The following is a 10,196-nucleotide window of genomic DNA, read 5'->3' as shown; positions in this document are numbered from 1 at the left end:
ATTAATGGTGGTCTCAACAGGACTTGAACCTGTGACCCCCTGCTTGTAAGGCAGGTGCTCTCCCAACTGAGCTATGAGACCATTTTCTTTACCGTGCTTGTATATAATATACTATTTTATGAAATAAAGCAATTTAGATTATATTATATTATTTTAGATTATTTTATATTATATAGAAATATTTTAAAATAATAAGTTTTTCTATGAAATAAAAAACTGTTGAATTATTTTTCAACAGTCTCTATCTCATATCTTTTTATCTTATTATACAATGCATTTCTACTTATTCCTAAAGCAGTAGCTATTTTAGTCATATTTCCATTATATACTCTCAATGCTTTTTTTATCTCCTGTTTCTCTAATTCAACAATTGACATAACTCTTTCCTCTTCTACTTTTTCAATTACTTTTGTCTTATTATCAAAGTTTATTCTATTTCCTAAATTATCGTGTGTCATACAATGGCATTCATCAAAATTGATATCATAAGTGCTTATACCGTCTAAAGCTACAAAATTTTCTACAAAATTCTCCAACTCTCTTATATTTCCCGGCCAACAATACGATATAACTTTTTGAAAAAGCATAGGTGAAAGTTTCGGAATAGGTTTATTCATTTCAATACTCTTCTCTTTTAAAAGGTAATCTAAAAATATAGGAATATCTCCTATTCTCTCTTTTAAAGGTGGGAGTTGAATATTGAAAGCTGTTAATCTATAGTATAGATCCTTCCTAAATCTTCCCTCTTGAACAGCCTTTTTTAAATCCTTATTTGTTGCAGCTATTATTCTTACATCAACTCTATTACATTTTTTTGATCCTATCTTTGTCACACACTTATCCTGAAGAACTCTCAAAAGAGAGACCTGCATAGACAGTGGCATCTCTCCTATCTCATCTAGAAATATTGTTCCTCCATTTGCCAACTCAAATTTCCCTGTATACCCCTGTTTATTTGCCCCTGTAAAGGCTCCTGCCTCATAACCAAAAAGCTCACTCTCTATCAAATCTCTAGGTATCGCTCCACAATTTAATGGAATAAATGGATAATCTCTCCTTGAACTACTATTATGAATAGCCCTTGCAAAAAACTCCTTTCCTGTTCCACTCTCACCAGTAATCAATAGATTCATATTATTATCTGCTATCTTTTTACACTCTTCTATTATTTTTTTTATCTCTTTACTCTCTCCAATAACATTCTCAAATGAGTATTCCTCTTTTGAATCATAGTATTTTCTACCCTTACTTGAAAAAGATTTAAAAAACTCCTGCTCCTTAAAAAGAATTAGATTGTTCTCCTTTTGAGGAAAAAGCATAATAAATATACCATTGTAGTTTTTACTCAAGATTTTAAAATCCCCTTTTAATATCTCTTTTCTATCTAATTCTGAAAATATATCAAAAATATTGGTATAATTTTTATTAAAATACCTATCTCCATACTCATTTATATACTCAATATCTCCCTCTTTAGAGTATACTGCTACCCCTATTCCAATCTTATCTAGAATCTCCCACGAAATCATTAAAACTTCCCCCTCCCTTTTATCTGTCATTATAAATGACACTGTAATTATTATTTACATTAATTATATAACAAAAAATGACATATTTCTAATTTTATTTTTATTTTTTTAATAGCAATGCAATTTTACACTATTAAAACACTTGGCATAGATATTGCTTGTTATTATGTTAAAATTTTAAATTTAAATATTTTATAAAAAGGAGTTTTTTAATGAACAATAGGACGAAGGGTATTTTATTAGGAATCACTGTTGGTTTAGCTTGGGGACTTGACTCTATTTTGATGGGTGCTGTTGGAGTCACGCCATTAGTTTCTGCATTTTTTCACGATAGTTTTGCTTTTTTCTGGATCGGACTTACTTTACTTTTCTCAAAGCAACTTTATGGAAGTTTTCAATTATTAAAAACAAAAAAAGGAAAAGCTACTGCTGTAGCTGCATTAGTTGGTGCTCCTGTGGGTATGAGTGCCTATCTACTAGCTATTAAATATGCTACTGCTCCATATGCTTCTAGTATATCAGTTATCTATCCTGGTGTTGGAGCTTTATTATCATATTTTTTACTTAAAGAGAAGCTTTCTAAAAGAGCTGTTCTTGGTATCTTTATCAGTCTTTTAGGATCTTTTATGTTAGGATTTAAACCTACTGGAGATATACCAGCTACATTTGGTACAGGTATATTATTTGCTCTTTTAGCCGTATTAGGTTGGGCATCTGAAGGGGTTATTATTGGTTTTGCTATGAAACATATAAAAGATGAGGATCACATTCAAGCTGCTCCTCAACAATTTCTTTGTTTAAGATATTTCATATCTATGGTTGTCTATGGTTTCTTAGTTTTACCACTTTCTGGAGAGATTTATACTGCTCTTGAAGTTGTAAAAACTGGTGTTTTCTTGAAATTTGCTGGAATTGCTATCTTTGGAGCTATCACTTATCTATGTTGGTATAAAGCAGTTGATCTGATTGGAGCTGCTATGGGTACTGCTCTTAACTCTACTGCTGCACTTTGGACAATAGTATTTAGTATAGTTTTATTTGGAGCACCTGCAAATTCACACTTAATTATCTGGGGATTGGTAATTGTTGCTGGAGTATTCATCTTTGCAATAGAACCTAAAAAATCAAAATAGGAGGATTTTAATTATGCTAAAAACCGAGATAATCGATAATATGAAAAAAATTGTATCAGAGTGTATGGGAGAGGAAACTCCTGCTTGTGTTGCAACTTGCCCTATGCATACTGATGTAAAAGAGTATATAAGATTACTTAGAGAGGGAAAGGGAGAAGAAGCTTTACTTACAGTTAGAGAGAAGCTTTTCCTACCTGGAACATTGGGACGTATCTGTGCTCATCCTTGTGAAGGGAAGTGTAAGATAGCTGAGATTCATTCACCTATGTCTATCGCTGGTCTTAAAAGATATATAGCTGATCACTATGACAATGAGAAGTTATGGAGTATGAAGAAAGCTCCTGCCACTGGTAAAAAAATTGCTGTTATTGGAGCTGGACCTTCAGGTATGCAATCTGCTCTAGATATGATTAGAAAAGGATATGAGGTAACTGTTTTTGAAAAACTTCCTGTGAAAGGTGGTATGATGGCAGTTGGTATCCCAGAGTATAGACTACCTAGAGATATTCTTTCTTGGGAGATCTCTTACCTTGAAAAATTAGGCGTAAACTTCCAAATGAATTGTGAAATTGGAAAAGATATAGAATTTGATGAAATCCTATCTAAATTTGATGGAGTAGTTGTAGCTGTAGGAAAACATAAGGGTAGAAATGGAAGTAATATAGCTTCACCTGATATCACTAATGCAAGTGACTTCTTAAGAGCTGTAGCTTTAGATAAAACATCTGTATCTATTGGAAAAAAAGTTCTAGTAGTTGGTGGTGGAGATGTAGCTATGGACTGTGCTAGAGTTGCTAGAAGATTAAATGGAGTAGAGGAAGTTTACTCTCTAGCTCTTGAAAAATCTTTTGACGAGATGACTGCATCTAAACATGAGGTAAAAGGAGCTTTTGAAGAGGGAATCACTTTTATTCATGGATATGGAGTTAAGGATATTATAGTTAATTCTGAAAACAGATTGGAAAAGATTATTGCAAAACAGTGTCTCTCTCTATTTAATGAGAATGGAATGTTTTCTCCTAGTTTTGATGAAACTAGCTTAAAAACTATTGAAATTGACACTATTATATTTGCTATTGGTCAAGAAGTTGATGGTAGATTTGCAAAAGATATATTAACACAGAGAAGAAATTCAACTTTCGAGTGTGATAAATTAACATTACAAAGTATTAACAATCCAAAAGTCTTTATAGCTGGAGATGCTAGTGGAGAATCTGTTATTGTTATACAAGCTATGGCTACTGGACGTCGTGCAGCTGAATCTCTAGATAGATTTTTAAAAGGTGAAGATTTAAGTGCAGGTAGAGAATTAAAAGATACAAGTAGCTATGATACTAAATTGAAAAGAGATGTTAATTGGGAAGAGGTTTTTGAGAGAAGAGTTGATATTCCTGAACTAGATCCTCAAGAGAGAATAAAGTCTTTCAAAGAAGTTTCTTTAGGATATACTCCTGAACAAGCTCAATATGAGGCTGATAGATGTCGTCAATGTGAGTGTAGACTTTGTATGAAAGAGTGTATGATGCTTAAAAACTTTACTTCTTGTCCTAAAGAGTTATTTAGAGATTATTTAGAAAAAGGTTATGAGCATATGGATAAGATGATTGCCTTCTCTTGTAATGAGTGCTCTCAATGTACTATTAAATGTCCTAAAGACTTAGATTTAAGAAGTAATTTTACAGAATTAAAGAATCAATATATAAGAGACAACAACAACCAACAGGTTATTGAAAATCTTGTTGATAGTGATAGAATTCAAAGAATGGAGTGTAGCCCTAAATACTGTACATCTGTTCAAGAGAAAAAATCTCCTAAATACGTTTTTGTACCTGGATGTACAATCCCAGCATATAAGCCTGAACTTGTAGAGAAAGTTTATGCACACTTAAAAGAAGTTTTAGGTGATGATGTTTCAGCTATGCTAAGATGTTGTGGTAAAGTTACAAAAATGATTGGAGAAGAGGATAAATTTGTCCTTAGAAATAAATTGGCAAATGATGAGATTGAAAGTATGGGAGCTGAAGTTATAGTTACTATCTGTCCTTCTTGCTTTAAAACTTTCAGTGATACTAGTGATAAAAAAGTTATCTCTTATTGGGATTTAATGAGAGAAAAAATTGGACTTCCTAAAGAAGCTATTGGTAAAGGAAAAAATAGCCCTGTAAAATTCAACGTACATGATTCTTGTGTTACAAGAGATGTTATCTCTCACCATGAAAATATTAGATGGATTTTAAAAGAGATGGGTTACCAATTTGAAGAGATGCACAATGTTGGTAAAAACACTAGATGTTGTGGAGTTGGAGGAATGGTTTGTTCATCTAATCCTGAGCTTTATAAAGAGATCTATACTAGAAGAGCTAACGATTGTACTCAAGACTCTGTTATCTCATACTGTGGTTCTTGTAGAGGTACTTTAGAAGCTGCAGGTAAGGATTCTCTACATATTCTAGATCTATTATTTGGAGACACTTATAACGAGAGTACTTTTGAAAAGAGAAGTTACAAATCAGAAGATGAGATGTGGGCTAATAGATTAGCTACTAAAGAACTTTTAGAAAAATAATTAAACTCTCAATATAATTTTAACTATTAAAAGATAGCAATCTATTGTATAATATAAATTGCTATCTTTTTTATTATTCAGAATATAGAGGTGATTTTTAAATGCCAGAATCTAGAGAAAATAAGGTTAGTTGTTCAAATTATAGATGTGAAATTGAATTAACTTTAGAAATAATTGGTGGAAAATGGAAGGCTTTAATTATTTGGAATCTTTATCTACACAAGGTTATTAGATACAATGAATTTAGAAAATTAATTCCTGAAATTACTCAAAAGATGTTAACTCAACAACTTAAAGAGTTGGAAAAATATAGTATTGTAAGTAGAAAAATCTACCCAACTGTACCCCCTATGGTAGAGTATTCTCTCACTGAAAATGGACTTGAATTGATTCCTATTATGCAGAAGATGGATGAATGGGGAAAAAAATTTGTAAAAAATTATAAGTAGTTAAGGCCCATTTTTATTTAATTCCTACCTTTTGGTATCTTTCCTTCTAAAAAGTGCCTTCTTTTCAAGAGTAATCTTTTTCTATATAATGACTCTGTAATAAAAAAATATATTAAATTTTACGGAGGTAGAAATGAAAAGATTTACAATCCCTAGAGATGTGTTCTTTGGTGAAGACGCATTATCTTACTTAAAAACTATTAAAGGAGAGAGAGCTTTTATCGTAATAGGTTCTGAAAGACTTGTTAAAGATGGAACTGTTGGAAAGGTTGAAGCTAACTTAAAAGAAGCTGGAATTGAAGCAAAATTATTTGTAGGAATTGAAAATGACCCTTCTGTTCAAACAGTTATGAAAGGAACTGCTGAGATGAACGAGTTCCAACCAGATGTTATAATCGGTATTGGTGGAGGTTCTCCAATAGATGCTGCAAAAGCTATGTGGATCTTCTATGAGCACCCTAATTTCACTTTTGAAGAGGCTGCAAAACCATTTAACTTACCTGAGTTAAGACAAAAAGCTAAATTCTATGCTATCCCTACAACAAGTGGTACAGCTACAGAAGTTACTTCTTTCTCAGTTATAACTGATAACAACACTGGAATAAAATATCCAATAGCTGATTATAATATCACTCCAGATGTTGCTATTGTTGATACTACTCTTGTTCAAACTATGCCTAAATCATTAGTTGCTAATACTGGAATGGACGCTTTAACTCATGCTATTGAAGCTTATCCTTCAACATTCAGAAGTCCATTTACAGATGCTCTATCAATAAAAGCAATCGAAATGATAGGTAAGAACTTAGTTAAATCTTACAATGGTGAAGATGAGGCTAGAAAAGAGATGCACATTGCTCAAAACTTAGCTGGAATGGCTTTCTCAAATGCTATTTTAGGAATAGTTCACTCAATGGCTCACAAAACTGGAAAAATATTGAATATTGCTCACGGTATGGCTAATGCAATATACCTATCATATGCAATAGAATTTAATGCTAAAACTGCTGAAAAAGATTATGCAGATATAGCTAGAGTATTAAAATTAGCTGGAGATTCTGACAAAGAATTAGTAGAGTCTTTAGTTAAATATATTGGTGAATTAAGAACTGCTATGAATATGCCTCACTCTCTAAAAGAGTATGGAATAGATGAAGAGTTCTTTATGACTCACCTAGATGATTTAGCAGCTACTTCAGTTGCAGATCCTTGTACTGGTACTAACCCTAGAGAGATTTCTGTTGAAGAGATGAAAAAGCTATTAACAGCAATCTACTATGGTGAAAAAGTAACATTCTAAAATATTAATAATGGAGATTGGAAAAGAATGAATGAAAATATAAATATTGAATATTTAATTGATGAAAGTAATAGGTGTCTTAACTGTAAGAATGCCCGTTGTAAAAATTCTTGTCCAATATCTACAGATATTCCAAACATAATAAATTTATTTAAAAATAAGGCATATGAGGAAGCTGGAGAACTTATCTTCAAAAACAATCCAATGTCGATTGTATGCTCACTCATATGTCCCTTTGAAAGACAGTGTATGGGAAATTGTATCAGAGGTATAAAAAGTACTCCTGTAGATTTCCCTGCAATTGAAAATTTTCTAATCAACAACTTTTTAGAAAATAAAATTTTTGAGATTTTACCTGAATCTAGCCATAAAAAAGTGGCAATTATTGGTGCTGGTCCCTCTGGACTCTCAGCTGGAATAATTTTAAAAACTAAGGGATATGATGTCACTATTTTTGATGAGAATGAATGTATGGGTGGAATGCTTAGATATGGGATACCAGATTTTAGACTTTCAAAAAAATATATAGACTTACTTGAAGATAAGATATCTGAACTTGGTATTAAGTTCATTGGTAATAGTTTTTTTGATAAAGAGAGATTACTTGAACTGAAAGCTTCTAATGAGTTTGATGCTATTCTAGTAGCTATTGGAGCTTGGCTTCCCAAAAAACTTGAGATTGAAGGACATCAGCAACCACATATTTTTTATGGTATTGATTTTCTTAAAAATAAAACAAACTTAGGTACTGACAAAAAAGTTATAGTTATCGGTGCTGGTAATGTGGCTATGGACGTGGCTAGAACAGCTAAAAGACAGGGAAATAATGTCACTGTAGCTTATAGAAAACCACTTTCACAAGCTCCAGCTACAAAACACGAGATAACTGAAACAATAAATGATGGAGTAGAATTTATCACAGAGATCTCTCCTATCAAATTTGAAAACAATGGAATTTTATTTAAAAATACAGCTGAAAATACAGAGGTATTTTTAGAGTGTGATGCTGTTATTGTAGCTATCAGCCAATACTCTCTATTTGATCCTAATGATATGGAAGGCTTCTTCTGGGCTGGAGATATAGTAACTGGACCACAAACCGTTGTTCAAGCAACCCTTTCTGGGAAAGAAACCGCTAAAGAAATTCATAGTTATTTATCCTGTTAATAAAATAAGTAAAAATAAAAAAGGAAAAAATTACTTCTTAAGTAGCTTTTTTCCTTTTTTTATCTTTAAATAAAGATTATCTTTTAATTATTTCACTTCCTCTTTTATATATCTAAAAATAAATTAATAAAAAAGGCTCTCATATTTATAGGAAATCTCAACATACCTTTCATAGTAAGTCTCTCTTCTAAACCATTTAAATCTCCCATAAAATTTACCAAATAACTTACAATCTCCCTATATATATTTCTATCTGAAGTAGCTCTCACAATCTCTTCAGCAAAATATATCTTCTCATATGTTTTTAGATAATTTCTATTATTTACAAAATCTCGAATAGCTTTATAGATATTTATCTTAAATTTTAGTTCTCCACTCTCTTCATAACCTCTGATAGCTCTAGCTATCTCTCCATAAGGATAACCCTCTTCTAACTTTATATCCATAGATTTAAAGCCTAGTATATCCTCACTATTTCCTCTGAAAAATGAGTAGGTAAATTCATCTACCCCCAACTCCTCAGCACTTCTATTTTTTATCTTTACAAGTATACTCCTCGATTTTATTGTTGGTAATATATTTAAATTTCCATTTAATAGAATAAAATAGTTCCCTGGATTAGGCTCTTCTATAAGCTTTAATAAAGCATTACTTGCCTCTTTCTTCATCTTGCTTATATTCTTTAATATAAATATCTTCTTCCCACCCTCATAGGAACTAGCTGATGATTTATAAGCTAACTCTCTTATCTCATCAACTTTTATCCCATCAGGATTGTCTAAAATCTCTAAATCGCTGTAAACTAATTTTTGTATTTTTTTACAGGTGTCACACTGTCCACAAAAATCTCCACTGATAGCTTCACAACAAAGTCCTTGAGAAAAATATATTGCAAATTCCATTAATAAACTCATATCACTACCATAGAAGAGGTATGTTCCAGAATTTTTACCTATTTTTAGCTCATTTTTTAAAAATTCTTTTACCTCTTCATTGGAAATTATATCTTTTATCATTATCTTTCTGCCTTCTCTATCTGTCTTAAAATATTTAATTGATCAAGAGCAAGTCCAGCACCTCTTACAACACTCTCTAAAGGATTTTCTGCTAAATTTACAGTTAAGTTTGTATGTTTTGCTACTAATTCTGGGAAGTTTCTAATTAATGATCCTCCACCAGCCATAGTCATTCCCTTATCAATTATATCAGATGCCAATTCAGGTGGAGTCTGCTCTAAAACATATTTTACACACTCTACTATCTCCATCAATGAGTCGTGAATAGCTTCTCTTACCTCTTCTGATGTGATCTCTACAGTCTTAGGAAGTCCCATTATCAAATCTCTTCCCTTTATAGTCATAACCTCTTCCTCTTCTAATGGTAGAGCTGTTCCTATCTTAATCTTTATCTCCTCAGCAGTTTTATCTCCTATCAATAGGTTATGAGTTTTCTTTACATATTTTATTATATCAGCATCAAAATTATTTCCTGCTGTTCTTATAGTTTTACTAACTACAGTTCCACCCAATGAGATTACAGCAACGTCAGTAGATCCTCCACCAATATCAATTATCATATTTCCTTCTGGAACTGATATATCCATTCCAGATCCCAATGCTGCTGCTCTTGCCTCTTCTATTAAATATGCTCTCTTTGCTCCTGCAGATATAGCAGCTTCTAATACAGCTCTCTTCTCTACTCCTGTTACATCAATAGGAACGCAGATCATTATCTCAGGCATAAAGAAACTATATGTTCCAAAAACTTTTTTTATAAAGTACTTTATCATAGCCTCTGTCACATCATAGTCTGCTATAACTCCTTCACTCAATGGTTTTACAGCTACAATTGTATCTGGAGTCTTTCCTAACATCTCTTTAGCTTCGTTTCCAACGGCTAGAATCTTTCTGCTCTCCCTTTCAACTGCCACAACTGAAGGTTCATTTAAAACTATTCTTCTGTGTTTTTTACTATATACTAAGGTATTGGCAGTTCCTAAATCTATTCCTAAACTTCTATTAAAACCAATATTTGGGAATTTAAACTTCATTT

General features: G+C 32.0%; 8 protein-coding genes and 1 tRNA gene. 5 read left to right on the top strand and 4 right to left on the bottom strand.

Annotated elements, in window-relative coordinates; all coding sequences use genetic code 11:
* Positions 1–5: 5 nt before the first annotated feature.
* Positions 6–81: transfer RNA gene (locus ABNK64_RS08990), tRNA-Val, on the bottom strand.
* A gap of 143 nt (positions 82–224) precedes the next feature.
* On the bottom strand, positions 225–1,529 hold the full coding sequence (locus tag ABNK64_RS08985; RefSeq protein WP_349764161.1) for a sigma-54 interaction domain-containing protein: 1,305 nt from the start codon (positions 1,527–1,529) through the stop codon (positions 225–227).
* 212 nt (positions 1,530–1,741) lie between these two features.
* On the opposite strand from ABNK64_RS08985, the gene ABNK64_RS08980 reads away from it, so the two are divergent.
* From ABNK64_RS08980 to ABNK64_RS08960, 5 genes are all read left to right on the top strand, one after another.
* Complete coding sequence (locus ABNK64_RS08980; RefSeq protein ID WP_291254955.1) at positions 1,742–2,662, top strand: DMT family transporter; 921 nt, start codon at positions 1,742–1,744, stop codon at positions 2,660–2,662.
* A gap of 13 nt (positions 2,663–2,675) precedes the next feature.
* Complete coding sequence (locus ABNK64_RS08975; RefSeq protein ID WP_349764160.1) at positions 2,676–5,228, top strand: FAD-dependent oxidoreductase; 2,553 nt, start codon at positions 2,676–2,678, stop codon at positions 5,226–5,228.
* A 101-nt stretch (positions 5,229–5,329) separates the two neighbouring features.
* Entirely contained in the window at positions 5,330–5,677 is a 348-nt protein-coding gene (locus ABNK64_RS08970; RefSeq protein ID WP_291254953.1) for a winged helix-turn-helix transcriptional regulator, read from the top strand.
* A gap of 133 nt (positions 5,678–5,810) precedes the next feature.
* The gene (locus ABNK64_RS08965) at positions 5,811–6,977 is read left to right on the top strand and encodes an iron-containing alcohol dehydrogenase (protein ID WP_349764159.1); all 1,167 of its coding nucleotides are present in this window, start codon (positions 5,811–5,813) and stop codon (positions 6,975–6,977) included.
* A 27-nt stretch (positions 6,978–7,004) separates the two neighbouring features.
* Positions 7,005–8,144, top strand: coding sequence for an FAD-dependent oxidoreductase (locus ABNK64_RS08960; RefSeq protein WP_349764158.1), 1,140 nt, complete (start codon positions 7,005–7,007; stop codon positions 8,142–8,144).
* A gap of 104 nt (positions 8,145–8,248) precedes the next feature.
* Here ABNK64_RS08960 and ABNK64_RS08955 read toward each other — a convergent pair whose 3' ends face one another.
* Both ABNK64_RS08955 and ABNK64_RS08950 read right to left on the bottom strand, forming a co-directional pair.
* Positions 8,249–9,160 carry a DNA polymerase III delta subunit-related protein gene (locus ABNK64_RS08955; protein ID WP_300342290.1) on the bottom strand — a complete coding sequence of 304 codons (912 nt, stop codon included), beginning with the start codon at positions 9,158–9,160 and terminating at the stop codon, positions 8,249–8,251.
* A complete protein-coding gene (locus ABNK64_RS08950) occupies positions 9,160–10,194 on the bottom strand; it encodes a rod shape-determining protein (RefSeq protein ID WP_291254949.1) in 1,035 nt (344 codons plus the stop codon). Before ABNK64_RS08950 ends, ABNK64_RS08955 begins: the two co-directional genes overlap by 1 nt.
* Positions 10,195–10,196: the final 2 nt, after the last annotated feature.

It is taken from the genome of Fusobacterium sp. SYSU M8D902, assembly GCF_040199715.1.
In the GTDB taxonomy this organism is placed as follows: Bacteria; Fusobacteriota; Fusobacteriia; order Fusobacteriales; family Fusobacteriaceae; genus Fusobacterium_A.
Note: the sequence above shows the minus strand (reverse complement) of the source record. Positions and strands in the feature narration are given on the sequence as shown.